This window comes from Streptomyces sp. NBC_00385 (assembly GCF_035917155.1).
In the GTDB taxonomy this organism is placed as follows: domain Bacteria; phylum Actinomycetota; class Actinomycetes; order Streptomycetales; family Streptomycetaceae; genus Streptomyces; species Streptomyces poriferorum.
Genome location: NZ_CP107951.1, coordinates 4,646,463 through 4,666,639, shown reverse-complemented (window position 1 = coordinate 4,666,639; position 20,177 = coordinate 4,646,463). Strand labels below are relative to the sequence as shown.

Annotated in this window: 17 protein-coding genes and 2 pseudogenes; 9 read left to right on the top strand and 10 right to left on the bottom strand. The window is 68.9% G+C overall.

Annotated features, from left to right (window positions below):
• Positions 1-9 precede the first annotated feature (9 nt).
• On the bottom strand, positions 10-2,505 hold the full coding sequence (locus tag OG959_RS20820; RefSeq protein ID WP_326660571.1) for an ABC transporter permease: 2,496 nt from the start codon (positions 2,503-2,505) through the stop codon (positions 10-12).
• Positions 2,499-3,233 carry an ABC transporter ATP-binding protein gene (locus OG959_RS20815; RefSeq protein ID WP_326660569.1) on the bottom strand — a complete coding sequence of 245 codons (735 nt, stop codon included), beginning with the start codon at positions 3,231-3,233 and terminating at the stop codon, positions 2,499-2,501. Before OG959_RS20815 ends, OG959_RS20820 begins: the two co-directional genes overlap by 7 nt.
• Positions 3,234-3,366: 133 nt before the next feature.
• Between OG959_RS20815 and OG959_RS20810 the strand changes: the two genes are divergently transcribed.
• The 3 genes from OG959_RS20810 to OG959_RS20800 all read left to right on the top strand — a co-directional run bounded on the left by OG959_RS20810 (position 3,367) and on the right by OG959_RS20800 (position 6,239).
• A complete protein-coding gene (locus OG959_RS20810; RefSeq protein ID WP_326660567.1) occupies positions 3,367-4,686 on the top strand; it encodes a sensor histidine kinase in 1,320 nt (439 codons plus the stop codon).
• Between the two features lie 2 nt (positions 4,687-4,688).
• Complete coding sequence (locus OG959_RS20805) at positions 4,689-5,330, top strand: response regulator transcription factor (RefSeq protein WP_326660565.1); 642 nt, start codon at positions 4,689-4,691, stop codon at positions 5,328-5,330.
• Between the two features lie 114 nt (positions 5,331-5,444).
• Positions 5,445-6,239, top strand: a complete 795-nt coding sequence (locus OG959_RS20800) for an SDR family oxidoreductase (protein ID WP_326660563.1) — start codon at positions 5,445-5,447, stop codon at positions 6,237-6,239.
• 49 nt (positions 6,240-6,288) lie between these two features.
• Here the strand turns inward: OG959_RS20800 and OG959_RS20795 are convergent, their stop codons facing one another.
• Positions 6,289-7,377, bottom strand: a complete 1,089-nt coding sequence (locus OG959_RS20795) for an acyltransferase family protein (RefSeq protein WP_326660561.1) — start codon at positions 7,375-7,377, stop codon at positions 6,289-6,291.
• Positions 7,378-7,932: 555 nt separating this feature from the next.
• Positions 7,933-8,735: pseudogene (locus tag OG959_RS20790) on the bottom strand (IS5 family transposase); the annotation flags it as partial.
• 156 nt (positions 8,736-8,891) lie between these two features.
• Between OG959_RS20790 and OG959_RS20785 the strand changes: the two are divergent.
• The gene (locus OG959_RS20785) at positions 8,892-9,506 is read left to right on the top strand and encodes a hypothetical protein (RefSeq protein WP_326660559.1); all 615 of its coding nucleotides are present in this window, start codon (positions 8,892-8,894) and stop codon (positions 9,504-9,506) included.
• Between the two features lie 21 nt (positions 9,507-9,527).
• On the opposite strand, the pseudogene OG959_RS20780 reads toward OG959_RS20785, so the two are convergent.
• Positions 9,528-9,833, bottom strand: a pseudogene (locus OG959_RS20780) (IS630 family transposase); the annotation flags it as partial.
• A 29-nt stretch (positions 9,834-9,862) separates the two neighbouring features.
• Positions 9,863-11,025 (bottom strand): IS3 family transposase gene (locus OG959_RS20775; RefSeq protein WP_326660557.1). Its coding sequence is split into 2 segments (ribosomal slippage): positions 9,863-10,738 and positions 10,741-11,025, totalling 1,161 coding nucleotides; the frame shifts between segments, so codons are not numbered across the junction.
• A gap of 301 nt (positions 11,026-11,326) precedes the next feature.
• Here OG959_RS20775 and OG959_RS20770 point away from each other — a divergent pair.
• Together OG959_RS20770 and OG959_RS20765 are read left to right on the top strand one after the other, a co-directional pair.
• Entirely contained in the window at positions 11,327-12,301 is a 975-nt protein-coding gene (locus tag OG959_RS20770; RefSeq protein ID WP_326660555.1) for a matrixin family metalloprotease, read from the top strand.
• A 12-nt stretch (positions 12,302-12,313) separates the two neighbouring features.
• Positions 12,314-12,706, top strand: a complete 393-nt coding sequence (locus tag OG959_RS20765) for a DUF6281 family protein (RefSeq protein WP_326660553.1) — start codon at positions 12,314-12,316, stop codon at positions 12,704-12,706.
• Positions 12,707-13,042: 336 nt separating this feature from the next.
• Here OG959_RS20765 and OG959_RS20760 read toward each other — a convergent pair whose 3' ends face one another.
• Genes OG959_RS20760 through OG959_RS20750 form a run of 3 tightly spaced genes read right to left on the bottom strand, consistent with a single transcriptional unit; the run spans position 13,043 to position 14,677 of the window.
• Positions 13,043-13,408 (bottom strand): hypothetical protein, encoded by a 366-nt coding sequence (locus OG959_RS20760; protein WP_326660551.1) that lies wholly within the window; start codon positions 13,406-13,408, stop codon positions 13,043-13,045.
• Positions 13,409-13,422: 14 nt separating this feature from the next.
• Positions 13,423-14,415 carry a transcriptional regulator gene (locus tag OG959_RS20755; protein WP_326660550.1) on the bottom strand — a complete coding sequence of 331 codons (993 nt, stop codon included), beginning with the start codon at positions 14,413-14,415 and terminating at the stop codon, positions 13,423-13,425.
• 4 nt (positions 14,416-14,419) lie between these two features.
• On the bottom strand, positions 14,420-14,677 hold the full coding sequence (locus OG959_RS20750) for a helix-turn-helix transcriptional regulator (RefSeq protein WP_326660548.1): 258 nt from the start codon (positions 14,675-14,677) through the stop codon (positions 14,420-14,422).
• Between the two features lie 768 nt (positions 14,678-15,445).
• Between OG959_RS20750 and OG959_RS20745 the strand changes: the two genes are divergently transcribed.
• The 3 genes from OG959_RS20745 to OG959_RS20735 are packed head-to-tail and all read left to right on the top strand — an operon-like array spanning position 15,446 to position 18,373.
• Positions 15,446-16,633, top strand: coding sequence for a JmjC domain-containing protein (locus OG959_RS20745; RefSeq protein ID WP_326660546.1), 1,188 nt, complete (start codon positions 15,446-15,448; stop codon positions 16,631-16,633).
• Entirely contained in the window at positions 16,543-17,538 is a 996-nt protein-coding gene (locus OG959_RS20740) for an aldo/keto reductase (protein WP_326660544.1), read from the top strand. The genes OG959_RS20745 and OG959_RS20740 overlap by 91 nt, the downstream gene beginning before the upstream one ends.
• Complete coding sequence (locus tag OG959_RS20735) at positions 17,519-18,373, top strand: phosphotransferase (protein WP_326660542.1); 855 nt, start codon at positions 17,519-17,521, stop codon at positions 18,371-18,373. The genes OG959_RS20740 and OG959_RS20735 overlap by 20 nt, the downstream gene beginning before the upstream one ends.
• A 69-nt stretch (positions 18,374-18,442) precedes the next feature.
• Here OG959_RS20735 and OG959_RS20730 read toward each other — a convergent pair whose 3' ends face one another.
• Entirely contained in the window at positions 18,443-20,176 is a 1,734-nt protein-coding gene (locus tag OG959_RS20730) for a relaxase/mobilization nuclease domain-containing protein (protein WP_326660540.1), read from the bottom strand.
• Position 20,177 lies beyond the last annotated feature (1 nt).

Genomic DNA, 20,177 nt, shown 5'->3' with positions numbered 1-20,177 from the left:
ACACCCGGACTACTCCCGCGCGCCCGCCCGTTCGACCGGTCTGACGCGCAGCGCGAGCGAGGCGGGCAGCACCGCGAAGACCACGGCCAGGAGCGCACTCACCGCGACGACCGAGCCGATGGTCCCCCAGGGGACGACCACCGCCGAGCGGACGTCGAGCAGTGCGAGCGCGGTCCGTACGCCGAGCAGGTTCAGCGCGGCCACCGCCCCGCCGAGCACCGCCCCCACCGCCACCACGACCAGCGCCTCCGCGCCCACCATCCGCAGCACCTGCGCCTTCGTCGCCCCCGCGAGCCGGAGCACCGCCAGGTCGCGCACCCGGTCCGAGGTGGCCATCACCTGCGTGTTGGCCAGGGCGATGCCCGTGTACACCACGGCGATGAGAAGGATCATCAGCAGCCCGAGACGGGTGTTCCCACCGGTCCGCCGGTGGTTCTCCGCCAGCCACCCGGCCCTCGTCGCCACCTCCGCCCCCGTCGCCCGTCCGGCCGCCGCCAGCTGCGCCGCCACCGCCGAACGCCCTTCTCCGTCAAGGACCTTGACGTCGAGCCGGTCGACTGCGGCTCCCCCGGCGTTGCGCGGGGTCACATACACCCCGTTGTTCCCGGTGCCGGTGCTCAGCACGGCCGCCACCCGCAGGGTGACCTTGCGGCCGTCGGCCAGCCAGACACCGACGCGCGCGCCGACCGTCGTGGTCATCCACTCCTCGTTGACGACGAGGGAACCGTCGTCGAGCCCGGCGAGGCTGCCCGCCACCACGGGGAGCTCCGACACCGCCGCCGCGTCGTCCGGGTCCACCGCCCGCGCCTCGGAGGTGACGAGTGCCGTGCCCTCCTCCAGCACGGTCACGGAGGTGGACCGCGAGGCGCTGACGACGGCGCCCGGAATCTGCCGGGCCCGCTCCACGAACTCCGGCGGGAGCGCGGCGCCCTCGCTGCCCGCCGTGACCACGAAGTCCGAGGTCACCTGGGTGCGCGCCTCGGTGGCCCGGGCCTCGTCGAGCGTCGCCGTGGTGCCCATCAGCGAGGCGGCCAGCGCCACGGTGACGATCACGGGTGCGGCGACCGCGGACGTCCTGCGCAGCCCGGCGGAGGCGTTCTCCCTGGCCAGCACACCGGTGGCGCCGCGCAGTTGGGCGGGTGCCCAGGCGAGGAAGCGGGTGACGGGACGTACCAGAACGGGGGCGAACTGGGCGCACCCGACGATCAGCAGCATCGGCTGGGTGACGTACGTCTTGCGCTTGAGGAGGCTCCCGGGGTCCTGGACGAGCGCGACACCCAGCAGCACGGCCCCGGTCAGCAGGACTGCCGCGCCCAGCAGCACGCGGCTCAGGGGCATCGAACCGCTGTCGACGGCGGATTCACGCAGCGCCTCGACCGGCCCCACCCTCCCGGCCCGGCGCGAGGCGGCGACCGCTCCGGCCAGCGCCACCGCGAGCCCGGTCCAGAAGGCGGTGTGGAGCGGCCAGTTCTGGTCACCGATCGCGAACCAGGGGGGTGCGATGCGCTCACCGGCCATCCAGGAGGCGAGCCGGGGCGAACCGAGCACGCCCAGCCTGCAGCCCGCCGCCGACGCCAGGACGCCGATGACGGCGGCTTCCGCGTACACCGTCCGCCGCACCTGACCGGGGGTCGCGCCCGCCGTGCGCAGCAGGCCGAACTCGCGGCGGCGCTGGGCGACCGCGAAGGAGAACGTCGAGGCGACCACGAAGACCGAGACGAACACGGTGATGCCGGCGGCCGTGCCCAGCAGCGCGTTCACGGAGACCAGCGCCTCGGCGTCCCGGTCCGGGTCGGGATCCGCCCGGCGGCGGTCGTCGCCGGTGAGCACCGCCATCCGGTCCTCGTGGGCCACGACCGCGCGCACCGCCGCCGGATCCGCGTGCACCACCACGGCGTCGACGGCCGGGGAGATCCTGGCCGCCTCGGCCGCGGTGAAGAACACGGCGGTCTCGAACCCGGCGGGGCGCACCGTGCCGACGACGGTCCGGGCGGCGGTCCCCGAGCCGGTGGTGACCGTGATCCGCTCCCCCGTACGCACATCGGTGCCGTTCCCCGCAGTGACGACGACCTCTCCGTCGGCGGCCGGGGCCCTTCCGGTGGCCAGCCGGTAGGGGGTGGCGGCCGCGACGGGCCACGGGTGGCCGACCGTTCCCTCGCCGTCCCCGTCGAGGCGGGCGCCGCCGACCGAGACGGAGAACGTGCGGTCCTCGACCGTACGGCCGAGCTCCGCGAGGGCGGTGACGAGCTCCGCCGGGACCGACCGGGGCGAGGTCAGCTCCTGTGTACGGACCCCGATCGGCGTCCGTACCCGCAGCCGGTCCTCCCCCCGGACCACGACGGGTGCCGCGGCGAACCGCTCCGGCCCGTGCCGGGGGGCGTCGAACGTGGCCGCGAGGGCCAGCCCGGTGGTGGCGACGATCCCCACCCCGAGGGCCAGCGCGAGGAAGGAGCCGACGAAGGTGACCCAGCGGGTCCGCATGCCGCGCAGCACGATGCTCAGCACGGGACGGCCGCCATTCGCGTCATGCGCGCCGCGACCTGCTCGGCGGACGGGGCGGACAGCTCGTCCCGCACCCGGCCGTCGGCCAGGAACAGCACCCGGTCCGCGAAGGAGGCGGCGACCGGGTCGTGCGTCACCATGATCACGGTCTGGCCGCCGTCCACCATGCTCCGCAGCAGCGTCAGCACCTGTCGGCCGGTCTCGGAGTCCAGAGCTCCCGTGGGTTCGTCGCCGAACAGCACATCGGGCCGGGTGACCAGGGCGCGGGCCAGGGCCACGCGCTGCTGCTGACCGCCGGAGAGCTCACCGGGCCGGTGCCCGGCCCGGTCGCGCAGCCCGACGCGCTCCAGGACGTCCAGGACCTCGGCCCGCTTCGGCCTACGGCCTGCCAGCCGGAGGGGGAGGGCGACGTTCTGCTCGGCGCTGAGCGAGGGCAGCAGGTTGAACGCCTGGAAGACGAAACCGATGCGGGTGCGGCGGAGCAGCGTCAGCTTCCGCTCGCTGAGCCCGGTCAGTTCGGTGTCGCCGAGGAACACCTGCCCGCCGGTGGGCCGGTCGAGACCGGCGGTGCACTGGAGCAAGGTCGACTTGCCGGAGCCCGACGGGCCCATGACGGCGGTGAACGTGCCCCGGGGGACGTCGAGGGTGACCCCGTCGAGTGCGGTCACCGCGCCGTTGTTCCTGCCGTAGGACCGGGTGACCGAGCGAAGCCGGACAGCTGCGTGATTCATGGCCACCACTCAACCGGCGCCGCCCCGGCGGCACATCGCAGCGAGAGGGAGTCCCGGGGGTGGAGTTGGCTCCACCCCCGGGCTCCACCTCGCCGGGTGGTCCGCCCCACCGGACCCGGCCTACCGTTCCCCCATGCCCTCCCCCGCCGCCCCCTTTGCCGAACCCCTGCCCTCCCCGGGCCTGTGGCAGGCCGTGCGCCGGCGCCGCTACCTGCGCGGCGCCTGGCCGTGGCGCGCCACGCTCTACCTGCTGACGAGCGTGCCCCTCGGCCTCGCGACCCTCACCGCGCTCCTCCTCCTGGCCATCGTGGGCAGCGCGCTCACCGTGATCCTGATCGGCATCCCGCTCCTCCTCACCCTCGTGCTCGCCGGCATCCCGCTGGCCGCCCTGGAACGGCGCAGGCTGCGGCTGCTCGACCCGCGGCCCCTCGCCCCGGCCCACCGCGAACCCGACGGCACCGGCCTCTCCGCCTGGCTCCGCACCCGCCTCCAGGAGCGGGCCACCTGGCGGGAACTGGGCTACGCGCTGCTGTTCGCCCTGGTCCTGTGGCCGCTGGAGGCGCTGGCCGTGGGCACCGCCCTCGTCGTCTGCGGCGGGCTGATGGCCGCTCCCGTGATGCTGGCGGCGAGCGGCGGCGAGGAGGCGCGCGTACTCAAGATCTGGCTGATCCACAGCTACCCGCCCGCCTTCGCGGCGCTGCTCGCCGGACTGGTGCTGCTCCCGCTGTTCGCGTATCCGCTGGGGGCCCTCGCGGCCGTCCGGGCGGCGCTGACCCGGCAGTTGCTCTCCGCGCCGGAGGCCGGCCTCGACTCCCGGCTGCGGGAGATGGGCCGCTCCCGGATGCGCCTGGTGGACGCCTTCGAGGCGGAACGCCGGCGGATCGAACGCGATCTGCACGACGGCGCGCAGCAACGGCTCGTAGCCCTGTCCATGACGCTCGGTCTGGCCCGGCTGGAGAACCCGGCCGAACCGCTGGCCGGGCTGCTCACCAAGGCCCACGAGGAAGCAGGGGTCGCGCTGGTGGAGATCAGGGAGCTCATCCAGGGCATCCACCCCCAGGTCCTCACCGACCGCGGCCTCCAGGCGGCGGTCGAGGACGTCGCGGACCGTTCGGTGGTCCCGGTGGACACGGACTTCGACCTGCCGGACCGGCTCCCCCGAGCGGTGGAGACGGCGGTCTACTTCGCGGTCTGCGAGGCGCTGGCCAACGTGGCCAAGCACAGCGGAGCGGGGCGCGCCCGGGTGAGCGGCCGGACGGAGCGGGGCCTGCTGGTGGTGGAGGTGTGGGACGACGGGGCGGGCGGCGCCGACACCCGCGGCGGCACGGGCCTCCAGGGCGTGGCCGACCGTATCTCGGTGCTCGACGGCCACCTGCTAGTGTCCAGTCCGCCCGGCGGGCCCACGGTGTTTCGGCTGCAGGTCCCCCTCTCACCTGCGGATACGAGGACGTGAGCGTGCGCATCGTACTGGCCGAGGACAGTGTGCTCCTGCGGGAAGGCCTGATCGGGCTGCTGGAGCGGTTCGGCCATCAGGTGGTGGCGGGCGCCTCCACGGCGGACGAGCTGATCGCGGCCGTGGCCGAACACGGCCCGGACATCGTGGTGACCGATGTGCGCATGCCGCCCGGCTTCTCCGACGAGGGCCTGCGCGCCGCGATCGAACTGCGCACCCGGCAGCCGGAACTGCCCGTCCTCGTGCTCAGCCAGTACGTCCAGCGCGCCTACGCCGAGGACCTCCTGGACTCCGCCGACGGTGCGGGCGTCGGCTATCTGCTCAAGGAACGCATCGGCAACGTAGAGGAGTTCGTCGACGCCCTGCACCGCGTCGCCGCCGGGAACACGGTCGTGGACCCCGAGGTGGTCCGCCAGCTGATCCGTCGCCGCCGGGACCCCCTCTCCCGGCTGACCGCGCGCGAGCAGGAGGTGCTGGCCCTGATGGCGGAGGGCAGGTCCAACGCGTCGATCGCCGCGGCGATGACGGTGAGCGAGGGCACGGTCAGCAAGCACTTCGGCAGCATCCTCGGCAAGCTCGACCTCGCGCTGGACGACACCACGAACCGCCGGGTGCTGGCGGTGCTCGCGTACCTGCGGGGCTGACCGGCGTCGCCGGCGCACCGGCACCCGCACCCGCACCCGCACCCGCACCCGCACCCGCACCCGCACCCAAAAGACATTGCCGGGGCGCGCACCCGTGACGCAGGATTCCACGCTGTGACCACAGCCGAACCACACCCACGTCCGCAGCCCTCCGCCTCGCCCCGCCCCCTCGCTCTGATCACCGGCGTCGGCCGCACGATCGGCATCGGCGCGGGCATCGCCCGCCAACTGGCCGCCTCGGGCTGGGACATCGCCTTCACCTACTGGACGCCGTACGACCGGCGCATGACCTGGGGCGAGGAGCAGGGCGCGCCCACAACCATCACCGAATCCCTCACCGCGCACGGCGCGCGCACGGCCGCGATCGAGGCGGACCTGGTCGACCCCGACGCCCCGTCCCGCATCTTCGACGAGGCAGAACGCCGGATCGGACCGGTCACCGCGCTCGTGCTGAGCCATGCCGAGTCGGTCGACTCCGGTCTCCTCGACACCACCGTCGAGAGCTTCGACCGGCACTTCGCCGTGAACGCCCGCGCCACCTGGCTGCTGATCCGGGAGTACGGACTCCGCTTCCGCGCCGCCCCGGGTTCCGGCCGGATCATCGCCCTCACCAGCGACCACACGGTCGGCAACCTTCCGTACGGCGCCAGCAAGGGGGCCCTGGACCGCATCACCCTGGCCGCCTCCCACGAGCTCGCCCACCTGGGAGTGACCGCCAACGTCATCAACCCGGGCCCCGTGGACACCGGCTGGATGAACGACGAACTCTCCCAAATCCTCGTACGCAACACCCCACTGGGCCGCCTGGGCACCCCGCAGGACACCGCGCACCTGGTGGACTTCCTCTGCTCGCCGCAGGGTCAGTGGGTCAACGGCCAGCTGCTGAAGAGCAACGGCGGGTCGGCATAGTCCTCACCGGCCGCGCAGAGAGCGCGGCCGGCCCCCGGCCCCCGGGAACTCAGGACATGAGCCGTTGCAGGCGAGGCTCGACAAGAGGCCGGAAGATCCGCTGCACCACAGCGGTCATCAGCACGACGGCGACAACGGCGGCCACGGCGGTCAGCGCCACCTTGCCCCACGGCGAATCGAGCCGGGAGTAGACCCCCGCGTCGACAGCCGCACGGTAGAGCAGCGGGTGCAGCAGAAGGGCGTACATGGTGCGCGTGCCCATGACCGTGAACCATGTCCTGCGGTTCGGGACGAGAGAGAAGAACGCCGCCGTCATGACAACTGCGGCAACGAACAGCGCGATCCGCATGAAGAACCAGAAGGAAAGCGATACGTGCAGCTCGGTGTAGTCGTGCCGCCAGCTGAACCATTCCCAGTCGTTCAGGCGCGGCGCCACCAGATAGGAGACGGGCAGAGCCAGGCACATCACCACGGCCGAGGCCACCCTGATATGCCGGGAGCGCAGCCATGCGAAGTGCTCCCGGCGCAGTTGCAGGCCCAGCACGAAGAAGGGAAGGAATTGGAGCACCCGGGCAAACTGCAGGATGTTCCCATTGCTGGTGAGGCCCGAAAGCATCGAGATCACGACAGCGACGGCCACCGGCCACCGCACAGCACGCCAGACAGGCGTGGTGATCCGCCAGATGAACAGAGCGACGAGGAACCAGCACACGAACCAGGGCTGGAGGATCGTGATGTCGATCTCGCCCTCGTCGAGGACGTACTGCCGGACCAGCGCGTAGAGGGTCTCGAAGATGAGGTACGGGACCAGAACCCCGGTGATCAGGCGCTTCACCTGATCCGGACGCCCGGTGTAACTGCGGGAGAGGTAGCCGGAAAGCACGATGAAGGCCGGCATGTGAAAGGAGTAGACCCAGGCTGCCGCGGACCTGACGGCATCGCTGTGGTTGATCCAGTCGGCCCAGAAATGCGCGCAGACCACCAGGACGAGCAGCAGGAACTTGGCATTGTCGAAAAAGGGATCCCTGCCGTCCCGACCGGGCGCGGGCGCAACCGTCCGTTCCGGTACCGGGGGCGCCGTCAGCACGGCTCTCTCGCTTGCCGGCCCCGGTATCTCCCCGCCCATGGGGCTTGTCATCCGCCGTCTCCTCCAGAACACCCTGCTGATCGGCTCCATTGCAGCGGCGCAGAATGCCGGCCGACCGGCCCGGGCGGTGATCATACACATCAGCCCCTGCCGGACGGCACCGTGGAGATCCCGCGCCGACCCACCGTATTCCCCTGCCGGCCACCGCCCGGCCACCGGGATGCGCGGCGCCTCCGGGCGTCCCGCCGACAGGAGCGGGCCGCGGGGTTCGGACATGAAAAAGCCCCAGGTCACGGCGAGTGAGTCCTGGGGCTGATCCGAGCCGCCTTCGGGATTCGAACCCGAGACCTACGCATTACGAGGGCCTGCAAGATCATCCCGAGTGGTGCTGGGCGGTGTCTGTGAATCCCGTTTCCCCAGGTAGGAGACCTGAACCGCCCGCTACGCGTACCACCCGATCCATCCGGTGCCGCCTCGTCCGCTCACGCAGCGCTCACGCACTCCGGGCACGTGATCGTTTATCAGCCAATACGCGCCGACTCGACGACGCCGAGCTGTACCAACACGACGAAGAACTATGAGCTCGGGAATCATCCGGCACACAGGCACTGATCGGTGGCAGATGAGGACTGCGGATATGCCGACGAAGGCAAGGAAGTGCTCGGGTTTGCGTTCGTAGCGGCGGTGCAGGCGTCGGCAGCCGGCCAGCCAGGAAGCGGTTCGTTCGACGACCCAGCGGTGGCGGCCGAGCCGGGCGGAGGCTCAACGCCCCTGTGGGCGCGGCGGTGACGTATGCCGCGCCTGCGGAGCCATCGCCGCAGATGGTCGTAGTCGTAGCCCTTGCCCGCGTGCAGCTTCCCCGGTCGCCTGCGGCGGGGCCCACAAGGGGATCGGATGGGCGGGATCCCGCGCACGAGCGGTTCCAGGCCCTGACGATCGTGCATGTTGGCGCCAGCGATACCCAAAGACAGCGGCAGTCCGTTCCGGTCGGTGACCAGATGGTTTCGATCCCAACTTGCCACGGTCAGTCGGATTCGGTCCCCTCAGAAGCCCCCTTTTGCCGCCCGGACGCTGACGGAGTCGATCGCGCACCGCGACCAGTCCAGCTCACCCCGCGCCCCGAGTTCGTCCAGGACCACACGGTGGAGCCGGGCCCAGACCCGGTCCCCGCTCCACTTGGCGAACCGCCGTTAGACCGTCTGCCAGGCCGGACCGAAAACCGGCGGAAGCTGCCTCCACGTGCAGCCCGACGTCGCCACGAACACGATTGCGGCCAGGGCCTCACGGTCACCAGCCCGACGCCTGCCCCCGCCCTGCGGACGCCTCACCTCTGTGGGCTGTACGACCCGCCGGAACAACACCCACAACGCATCCGGCACCGAACGCTCAACTAGTCCCGTATCAGGCAATGTCCGCCCTGTTCTGATGGGTGGGTTGTCGCCTGGTAGCGTCGCTCTCTTCGGCTGGGGCAGCCTGCTGGAGTCTTGATGGGGTGCACGGTGACTTCTCCAGATGGCGATGTCCTTGCCGCTGCGGTGGCGAGGGTCGCGACGACCTTCGGCGGCATGACGGCCCAAGCGGACGAGACTGTGTGCGGCCGGTGCTTCGATGAGGTCGAGGTCGAGCTCCTGCGGACTCCTGACGTCCGTCTCCCGACGGATCTTGTCGGCCGGGTCGCGCAGAAAGATCCTTTCCACTGGGACGACCAGCCCGCGATCATCCGTCGGGTCCTGCCGCAGCTCGTCGTGGTGCTCGCCGAGGGCGCGGTCGAGTCCACTCTCATGGCTCGTGGACTGGCCGCGGCGGGCTGGTCGCGGTGGCCCCGCGAGCAGGCTGGGGCGGTGGCCGGTTTCCTGGAGGCGTGGTGGACACAGGCCCTGCGGGTGGAGTCGCCACCGACCCCGGCGTGCGAGGTCTTCGAGAGCTGTGTGACCGCGAGTTCCTCAGTCGCCCCGTGGCTCGCCCGCTGGGAGGTGGAGAGGGGCACGGTCGCCCGCCACCATCTGACTGAGAGCGTCGGCTGGTGGCGGGAGGAGTTGACGTCCGACGACTCGCCGTTCACCTGGTGGTGGGGCACCGCGGCGGAGGAACAGGCCGCCTGGCACGAGGTTAAGACATGGCTGGCCGCTCAGACCCAGGCAACCGTGGTGCCGGACGGACTGTGGCCTGACCGGCAGTAGTGACCGCCGACGAGATCGGGTTCAGGCGACATTCGCTCCGGCCACGACCATGCGGAGGCGCTGGTCAGCAGCGTGGTTGTTCCGCCAGATGATGTAGCGGCGGATCATGCTGCCCTGTTCCTTGTGGTCCGCGTGGTCGGTGCCGTCGAGGGTGAAGTAGCGCTGGGCCGTGAACTGGGCCTCGATGCGGTTGAGCCAGGAGCTGTTGGTCGGGGTGTAGGCCATCTCGACGTTGTTCGCCGCAGCCCAGGTGCCGACGCGCTGGCACCTCTTCGTGGTCAGGTGCGGTGAGAAGTTGTCACTCACGATCGCGATCCGGACCTCGGGTCTGCTGCACCTTCAGGTGACAGGTTCAGTCACGCGGCCTGAAGGGCCGGTGTGGTCATGACGGTCTCGTATTCGACGGGTGTGAGTCGGCCGAGTCCTGTTTGTCTGCGGCGTCGGTGGTAGGTCCGTTCGATCCAGGTCACGATCGCGATTCGGAGTTCTTCGCGGGTGGCCCAGGTGCGGCGATCGAGGACGTTCTTTTGCAGCAGGCTGAAGAAGGACTCCATGGCCGCGTTGTCACCGGCTGCTCCGACTCTTCCTATCGAGCCGGCCATCCGGTGGCGGCCGAGGGCCTGGACGAATTTCCTTGATCGAAATTGCGATCCTCTGTCGCTGTGCAGGATGCACCCGGCGACGTCCTGGCGCCGGGCGACTGCGTTGTCCAGGGCGGTCACGGCCAGCCGGGACTTCATCCGTGCGTCGATGGAGTAGCCCACGATCCGGTTGCTGAAGACGTCCTTGACCGCGCAGAGATACAGCTTGCCCTCGCCGGTGGGGTGTTCGGTGATGTCGGTGAGCCAGAGCTGGTTCGGGCCGGTCGCGGTGAAGGCCCGGTTGACCAGGTCGTCGTGGACGGGCGGGCCCGCCTTCTTTGTCCGGCCGCGTTTCTTGCCGAACACGCTCCACCATTGGTTGTTCCTGCAGATCCGCCACGCGGTGCGGTCGGCCATGTCGGTGCCGGCGTCGCGGGCCTCGTCGGCCAGGAAGCGGTAGCCGAACTCCGGGTCGTCGCGGTGGGCGGAGAACAGCGCGTGTGCGCGATGCGCCTCGGCGAGCTCGGCTGGGGTCACCGGGTCGTCGAGCCAGCGATAGTAGGGCTGTCTGGCGAGCTTCAGCACCCGGCACGCGACCGTGACGGGCACTCCGCCTGCGGCCAGCTCTTTCACGAGCGGGTAGATCCTTTTCCCGGCAGGTTCGCCTGCGACAGATAGGCCGCCGCCCGCCGCAGAACCTCGTTCTCCTGCTCCAGCAGCTTGATCCGCCGACGGGCTTCCCGCAGTTCCACGCTCTCCTGACTGGTCGCCCCGGGCTTCGTGCCGTCGTCGATGTCGGCGCGGCGCATCCACTTCCACAACGTCATCGCGTGGACGCCGAAGTCGGCGGCCACCTGCTCGACAGTGACGCCCGGGCCGCGGTTCCTCGCGACCCGCACGACGTCCTCGCGGAACTCCTGGGGATAAGGCTTGGGCACAGCAACATCCTTCCCACCTGCCCTACACGGCAAGCCAGTTCAGATGTCACCCGTTCGTGCGGCAGACCCGGCGAAGGATCTTGTGAAGGACTTGTGACTACCATCCTCCTGTTCTGATCGTCTCCCGCTTGCCGGGAGTACCTGGGGGTGGAGAATGACTGGGCACAGCCTGAAATTCATAGGTAGATCGTTCATAGCCTTCGCGCTCTTAGCTTCGGTATCCGGGGTCGCCGGTAGCGCGCAGGCGACCACTACAGGGACCGACGGGGCGACCGTCTGCCACCTTCCTGAGGAAGGAGCGTTGAGCCCCACTGACCTGCCTGCCGGCGCCTCCGTGATCGACTGCGGGGCAGTCGGCCGCATCGTCACCTACGACGGAACCGGTGTGACTGTTCCCGAACCGGGCACGGCCGTGAGTGTCGACGCACTGACGACGAGCGGCGAGACGCACGGGTTCACGTTGGAGGTCGCAGCCAACGGCAAGGTCTCCTACAACCTGACCGACACAGCTACGGACTCCTCCACTGCGGGTTCCGACATTCCTGATGCCCTGTCAAACCCAGTGATTACTGCCAGGGACCTGTCGCAGGAGTCTGATGGGGCGGACGCAGATGCAGCTGACCCCTCCGCGCCGGAGGATGTCGAGGTGGCAGATGTCGATGCCACGGCCTCTCCAGGGGCTTGCAGCGATGGCGCCTACGCCACAGCAGATCGCAAGGAATACGGCTCCTACGAGTGGTGGATCGGTGACGGAGGAATGCCCGGCGCCCTGTCGCGCACAGACGCAATGTGGGCATTCTACGACGCCATCGACAACATCACCGATAGCTACAACAATTGTGGCTACACCGACCAGGTCCCCGCGAAACACAACTACAGGGCCCCCACAACCTATGAAGCAGACATCAACAGCACAGGCCAGTGCACCGATCGCGACGAACTGAGCACGTGGGACGCAGGGGACCTCAAGTCCGGCGTTGTAGCCTCGAGCTGCTCATGGACCTGGTCCATGCCAGGCGTCAAAAATGACCTCCGCGAGGCCGACGTCCGCTTCAACACCCACGACTACGACTTTACGAACAAGCCGGTCAGCGGCTGCTCAAACAAGTACGACATTCGATCCGTCGGCACGCACGAAGCCGGGCACATCTTCGGATTGAGTCATGTCAAATCCGGACACGAGAACCTCACTATGTACACGAACTCATTCACCTGCACGACAAAGGCAAGGACCCTGGGCAAGGGCGACATCCTCGCTCTTCGCAGCATCTACTGAAGGAGGATGTCCATGAGCTGGGCCGGAAGATCTACAGGTTTGCTACTGGCAGGGCTCTTAGCGATGACAGCGGCCGGATGCGGGGCCGATGCCAGCAGCGACGAAGGGTCGGGATCTTGCGCGCTCGAGTTCACCTACCAAGGGCGTACATACCGGGATGTCGCCAACGTGGACTTCACGGTATCCGACAAACTCGGCACTGCCGTCAAGCCGCCGTGTGACGACATCGGCGGCAAGGACGAAGCAGGGGGGGCGGGCACCACGGAGACTGCCTACAAGGTCAATGGCCTCTCCCCTAGGATGGCCATCGCAGTCGGAGACTCACCTGGTGACGCCGTGCTCGTCGTCTCCTACTCCGGCTCGAAAATTCCGCCAGAGGTACAGAAACTGATCGACGGCTCATAGCGCGCCATGAGGGGTGCCGCTACGTTGACGGTAGCGGCACTCCATGTGGGGTGCCGCTACGTTAACGGCAGCCTCACACGCACCTACACCTCGGCTCGCCTCAACTGGTCACCTGGTCCGGCCCCGCCGTTATCCCGCTGAGGGTGCACCAGGGCATGCCGTGCGGCAGTGATGTGGTCGGCGACGGTATTGGCCATGTAATCTCCGGAAGCACCAAGGCCGCCACGGGCTCTCCAGTGCCGCTGCTTACGTGGTCGGCGAAGCCGATCAGAGAGTAGTAGCGAGCACCCGAGCTGGCAGGCCACTCGACTGACCACCGAGGAGTGTTCCGAGTTGTCAGCGGTGCGCCTTCTCGATGGCTTCGAAGATGTCGGCGTCTGTTTCCTGCTGCCAGGACGGCAGGTCGGGCCAGTCCGCGACATACCCGGGCTTTGGGTCCTCGAAGTGCTTGAACATCTGGGCGGTCCAGCACGTGGCGACGAAACGGCTCTTCTGCTCGCGGGAGAGCTTCGACGTGTGGCCGTTGCTGACCTCGATGAATTGCCGTACCTGGTCGTGGACCGATCCGGCGGCTTCACGTTCCCACTGTGGGGTGTCGTCCCACGGGGTGATGTAGCCGGCCTTCGGCTCTCCGGGGAAGTGCTGGTGCACTCCGGCGATCCAGGTTTCCCGGAACAGTCGTGCACCTTCGGTCTGCGACATGCCTACCCCTCTCGTCACGGCGTGCTCAGCGTGGCGATCTCGGCCCCCAGCTCCGCCACGCGGTGGTCGCGGCTCAGTGGACCGAACTCGTCGCACAGGTCTCGGAGTCTACGGGCGACGTACCCGGATGCTGAGGCTCGGGCGAGGCTGATGGCTTCCCTTCCGTAGGCCACCACCTGTTCGGGGTCTCGCCGCTTAGCGCCGATGGCGGCCAGATCGGTAAGCACTGCTCCGCGCCGCCGGTACGACTGTCCTGACGCCAAGGCCGTCTGCTCCAGGGCATCCTTCAAGGCGTCCTCTGCCAGGTCGAGTCGGCCCAGCTGCACGTAGCGGGAGCCTCGTTCCTCGGCGAGGCGTGCACCGTCGAAACGGAGCCATCCGCCGTTGACGCTCTCCGCAGTGAGTTCGCGGACGGTCTCCGCTTGGTCCATCGCCCGCTCGCACGCGGCCAGATCACCGAGGCCCGCATACGCCTCGGCTTGGACAGAAGCGACCCAATGCCGGGTCGAGAGGTTGCTGTCACCCCGGCTGGCCAGCCTTTCAGCTGCACCCAGCATCTGAGCGGCCTGGCGATAGTGCTGCTCAGACATGTCTACGTAGGCGTGGCGAACGAGTGCGCACGCCCACAGGTCATACGCCTTGGCATCCTTGCTGACGGCAGCCGCTAGCGAATACGAAGCAGCGGCGTCGGAGTAACGGCTTCCGTCGAAGGCCACCTCGCCGGCCAATTGAAAGAGGTCGGCAGCCGCGTTCAGAAGTGGGCGTGTGCCCCCTCGGTTGCCTGCCAGAGCCTCGTTCAATGTGGCCAGTTGGTCGCGGACAACGGGGTAGACGGAGCCCTTTGAGCGCGCCAGTTGGTAGACCTGCCAAAGGTGACTGTTCATTCGTGTGAAGTCGGCTGGCATCCCCCTGCGGACGCCCTCCGTGAGCGCCTCTGCCTCGTCGGTCGGCAGAACGGTCAGCGCACCGCTGACAGTGAGTATGCGGAGGAATTCGCGGCGGATCATTTCGTCAGAGTCTCCCGCGTTCGGGGGGGTCGCTGGAATGGTGCCCGGCAAGCTCCTGGCCAGCGGCTTGTGGCGGTGTCAGAAGGGCTTCCAGCTCTTGAAGGCTGACTTCCAGGGCGATGGCCAAGCCTCGCCGCTGAGGCGGCTGCGGGTCGATCCTGCCGCTTTCCCAGCGCCCGACCGTTGTGCGGTCCACGCCGAGTAACTGGGCCAGTGTTTCTTGACTGTAGCCCAGGGTCTTGCGTCGTTTTGCCAGTCCCATGGCGCCCCCTTCCCGCGGCTTCGGCCCCTTCGGAGCCTGTGCACGGATCTGCGTCAAGAGTGCCGCATCGATGCCGTGGAGACCTCCGACTATGCGCGGTTTCCTGGGTGTTGTCGCAAACGAGGTGGGCCAGGAACTGCGGAAGGGTGCGGACATGGCAAATCGCAGTGATGCTGAGGGGCGCGGATACGAAGGAGCCTCGCGGGCGGCGGACCCGGCGGGCGAGAGCCGCGTTCTGATGACGCTTCGCGTGTCCCGCGACTCCGGACGTTCATGGTCACAGACGACCGCTATGCGGGAGGGCGACCCCTTCGTCATCCTCTCGAACCCGGGCTGCTTCCCTCCGTGCGAGTGTGCGCGTTGCGTGGGCCCGTCCGTGTCGGCTCGCGGGCTTCGCCGGGTGGCGGAGCCGGGGTCGGCTTAGTGGATGCCCTGTCGCGGTGGGTCCAGCGCCGGATCGGCCGGTTTGCAGGGCCGTTGTACGTCGCTTTGATCGTCGGCTCGCTGGGCCTGTTCGCCGCCGGTATCTACAGCACGTCGTAGCGGCTCTCGGCCTACCCGACTCCAGTCGTCCTGCCGGGCCTCCGGTGGGAGTTCCCCAAGTAGAGAGGGAAGTTCGATGATGGTAGAGAACACTGCTTCAGTGGCCGCTGAGGGGGGCTTGCTCGTGGCGAAGCGGAAGATCGTGGCCGCTCGCACCCGAACCGAGCAGGAGTCCGACGTCAGTGGCGGCCGTTCCGACGGCAACGACTGATCGGGCCGCCCACGATGCTTGATGCTGCCTCGTGGGCGGGGCGTCTGGGCGGGGACACGTTCCTCGCCCAGACGTACAACCGCTCCTACGCTCTCTTCCCCGGTGCCGCCGACACGGCGGGCCTCTTCTCCTGGGACGACCTGAACCTGATCATCGCCACTCAGCGCCTGGAGCCGCCCCGGCTAAGGCTCTCGGTGGACGGCGAGATGGTCCCTGTACACAAATACGCGGCCCCGACGACGACCCGCCGCGCGGTGACCTGGTCCCGCATCCTGCCGGCCGAACTGCACGCCCAGCTCAAGGACGGCGCCTCACTCGTCCTGGACTCGGTAGAGAAAATCCACCCGCCCGTCGGGATGGCTGCTGAGGGCCTGGAACGCTTCCTCGGCACCCCCGTGCAGGTCAATGCCTACGCTTCCTGGACGGAGCGGCAGGGCTTCGGGCTCCACTGGGACGACCACGATGTCGTCGTGGTCCAGGTGCATGGCTCCAAGCGATGGCAACTGTACGGATCCACTCGCGAGGCTCCGACGTTCCGCGATGTCGAGTCGCCGGAGAAGCCCGAGGGCGAGCCGGTTGCAGACCTCGTCCTGGCGCCCGGTGACGTGCTCTACCTGCCACGCGGCTGGTGGCACGCGGTCACCGCCGACCAAGGTACGGATTCGCTGCACCTGACGTTCGGCCTCGTCTCCCACACAGGCGCGGACCTGCTCCACTGGGTCGTGGACCAGCTTCGATCCGTCCTCGCGTTGCGCAAGGACATTCCGAGGTTCGCCTCGCTGCCTGACCAGACGGACTATCTCGTCGCGATGCGCCGGGAACTTCTGAATGAGCTGGCCGACCCCCGGCTCGTCGAACGGTGGGCGGAGTCCATCGATACCACCGACCACGGGCACGCGATCCCCTCCCTGCCCTACGTGGACGGGCTTCCCGCACGGCCGGAGATCTCCGTACGCCTGACTGCTCCGCGGAGCCGTGTGGCTGAGAACGACGGGCACAACACCGTCACGTTCTCGGCGGCAGGCACAGCTTGGGACTTTGCCCAGTCGGCCGCGCCGATCCTGCGCCGATTGCTTCTCGGCCGGTCGGCCACGTTGGGCGATCTCGCTGAATGTGCCGGGCTGGAAGTGAAAGACGTGGCCGCGCTCATTTCGGTCCTCGTCGAGGGACAGGCAGTAGCTGTTGTCGGGACTGCCCTGTGACGGCGGCCCTGTCCCTGGGGACCTATCGGGTCCGGGACGTGTGCGAGGCGGCCCGTATCGCTCTGCGGGCCGGTGCTCCCTGGATCGACACCGCACCGAATTACGCGGACGGTATGGCGCAACAGCGCCTCGGACCAGTCCTGCGGGAGCACCCTGGTTCCACGCAGACGGCCACCAAGACTGGCTTCTTCACAAGGAGTCAGGCTCAGACGGCCATGGCGCTCGGCGTCCTCACTGACGAGGATGCCGCCGTCGGGCACAGCCTCGATCCCCGGTTCGTCTGCCAACAGGTGGAGGAGGCCAGGGAACAGCTCGGCCGCGTGGACCTGGTATTCGTCCATAATCCCGAGCGAGCCGCTCGCAACGGACACCGCGCCGCATTGCACGGGCGCCTGAGAGAAGCGTTTGCAGTCCTCGAAGGGCTCGTGCAACTCCGCCGGATCGGCGGCTACGGGGTGGCCACCTGGTCAGGTCTCCGGGAGGGCGCCTTCAGCGTCCCCGAGCTGGTCACCCTTGCCCGGGAGGCATCGGGATCGGAAGGCCACCATCTGATCGGGATCCAGATGCCCGTAAGCCTGATCATGGACGCTCCGATCACCCAAGCACTCGATGGAGGCGGGGCATTGGTCGAGGCACAGGATGCCGGCATGCTCACCTTCGCCTCGGCACCCCTGCACGGCGGCGAACTCCTCGACGCCATGACACCCGAAGTGATCGACCTGATACGCCCCGGCCTCTCGCCTGGTGCCGCCGGCCTCTTGGCTGCCGCTTCCTGCCCGGCATTGGACGTCGTGTTGACCTCGGCCAGCAGCCTTGGTCACTGGGACGATGCCGCAAAGGCCCTGGCCGCGCCCCTCACCCGCGAACAGCTCAGGAGAGTGACCGATGAACTTGCCACCGGATGAGGCCACGCGAGCGCTGATGGAAGCCGCTCACCAAACGGCTGCAGAAGCGGTCGGCCTGACCTGCACGGGGCCGTTGGCGTGGGGCTTCGGGGGCTTCACTCTGGGCCGTCAGTCGGGCGCCTACTGGCTGCGTGTCAGCCGGAGTCTGGTGAAGAACGTCGGGCGCAAGCACGGGGAAGGGATCGTCGGAGCGGACCTCTTGGTACCGCGTGACGTGCCGCGTCCAGCCCTCCATGGAACGTATGACTGGGCTGAAGGGGACTACTCCTTCGAGGCTGAGGTACTCGACCTTGTAGAGGATCCAGTCATCTCACCTCGAAGGCCGGACCTCACCAGTAATCCGGCCTTGCCGGAGCAGTGGTGGGGCCTGCTGAGACAGGCTCTTGACCGCCTGGCGGAAGTGGACGGGAGGAAGGAGACCGTGAGGCAACAGTGGATCGAGCGGGCTTTCCCCCAGTTCCTGGGCATCCCCGCCCCGTCAAAGGTTGAGCGCGTCACTGGTCATGGTGACCTTCACTGGGGCAACCTCACCGGAATGCCGCTGACCCTGCTGGACTGGGAGCGCTGGGGCCACGTGCCGGTCGGGTACGACCCGGGCCTTCTCCACGCGTACAGCCTTCGCGTGCCACTCGTGGCCACTCGAATCCGCAGTCAGTTCGCCCACGTCCTCGACTCCCCCGCCGGCCGCATCGGTGAGCTCGCCGCACTCGCAGAAATGCTCCAGGCTGTGGCTCGGGGGTTCTATCCAGAGCTCGCGCCTCTCCTGCTGAGCCGTGCTGAAGAGCTGACTGGGGTTCGTCCACCGGTCTCGGCCCCGGCTGAGGTGACAGCCTGACCGGAAGTCTCCGCGGTTGGGTTTGGTAGAGCCAGGTGGAGCTCTGGGATCGGGCGCTCCTCTTCGAGATCAGCCAAGGGGACGCCCCGGCCGGCGGGCGGGAGCGGCTGTCGCCTTGAGCGGCCAGGTGTCGGGGGGCGGAGCGCTGACGCCCGTTGCCCTGGTGCTTCGCAGGCAGGCTGCTTCGGCGCGGCGGTTGGGTGCGGGGTTGCGGCTGGTGTGCTGGATGCGGGTGATCAGGACCCGGGCGGGGCTGTGGGCGGTGCCGAGTTCTCGTCGCGCGGCGGCTTCCTTGAGGAGCTGGTGGGGCTGGTGGCCTCCGGCTTCTGCGTCGGCAAGGACGGTGGCGAGGGCGGGCCAGCCGGGATCGGCGAGGATTCGCTCGGCGTGCTCGGGAACGGCCGCGCGTACGTCGCTGGCCAGGGTGTGACGGGCCTCCTCCGTGGGGCGGCGGGCTTCGAGTTCTGTGAGCGTCGGAGCGAGTGCATCGTCGGCGGCTGCCTCGAGGTGCTGCACGGCTTGGCGGGCGGCGTTGGCCTGGTGGGCGTGCCCCTTGGCCTCGTGCCAGCGTCCGGCGAGGATGGCGGCCCAGACGAGTGCGGCGGTCAGGGCTGCGAGGGCGCTGCCGTCGGGGCCGCTGGCTGTGTTGACGATGTCACGGGCTGCGGTCCGTAGAGCGCGGGCGGTGCGGTCTTCGGCCCGGATTTGAGAGCGTTCAGCGCGGGCGAAGGACCGGCTGGCTGAACGCAGTTGGCCACGGAGGTTGGCGTGGGTCTTCTGCGCGGTGGCTTCGATGAGTTCGCCCAGGGCGGTGATGTGCGCCTGAGCCCGCGCGTCCCCGCTGTCCCCGGCGCTCGTGTCGGTGAGCTCTGTGTGGAGCGTGTCGAGGGCGTCGGTGGCCTGATGCCAGGCAGTGGTGTGTCGGTTGCGACGGGCGGTGGGGTGTTCCTCAGGAGTGATGGTCTCCAGGCGGGCTTCCAGCTTGGGCAGAGAAAGGTCGGGGGCGATCTTCCCGCCGGGGTGGTAGATCTGCTGGCCGTCCTTGTTCAGGTCGCCGGGTCGGCCGACGGCGTAGCCGAGGAGATCTCCAGAGGGGCCGCGGCGTGGTTTGACCAGGATGTCGTCGGCTTCGAGGTAGGCGAGGAGCTGTTCGGCGCTGGTGGCGTGTGGGATGGCTGCGCGGATGCGGTCCTGGAGCCACTCACGGCTGGTCTGCTCCCAGCCGAGGCGCTCGGCCTTGTGCATCTCTGCCTGGGTGGGGCGCCGGGTGGCGGTGCGGTCGCCCTTCGTCAAGCGGCGCAGCCCGTAGTCCTTCTCGATCTCCCGGCACGCATCGCCGACCCGGATGCCGCTGTCGTGCAGCTTGGGGCGTCGGCCGTCTTCGCGGACGGTGGTCGCGAGGATGTGGATGTGGTCGTCGGCGTGGCGTACGGCGATCCATCGGCAGGCGAGGTCGTCGCCGTCGGGGGCGATGCCGGCTGCCCGGACGATGCGCTGTGCGATCTCGCCCCACTCGGTGTCGGAGAGGTAGCGGTCTTCGGGTGCGGCGCGGACGGGGCAGTGCCAGACGTGGTCGGTGACGGGCTTGCCGAACTCGCTGTTGCGCAGGAGTACGGGCTCGTCGAGGTAGTGGCCGAGTTGAGTCAGGGTGGTGTTCTCGTCGCGGCCGGGGTCGGGCATGCCGAGCATGGCGAATCCGGTCACGAGGTGTGGGTCGAGGTGTTCATCGTGTCGGCCGGGACCATAGAGGTAGGCGAGCAGACCGCGGGTGTTGGAGCCGGCGGGCTTGATGGCTGCGATCACG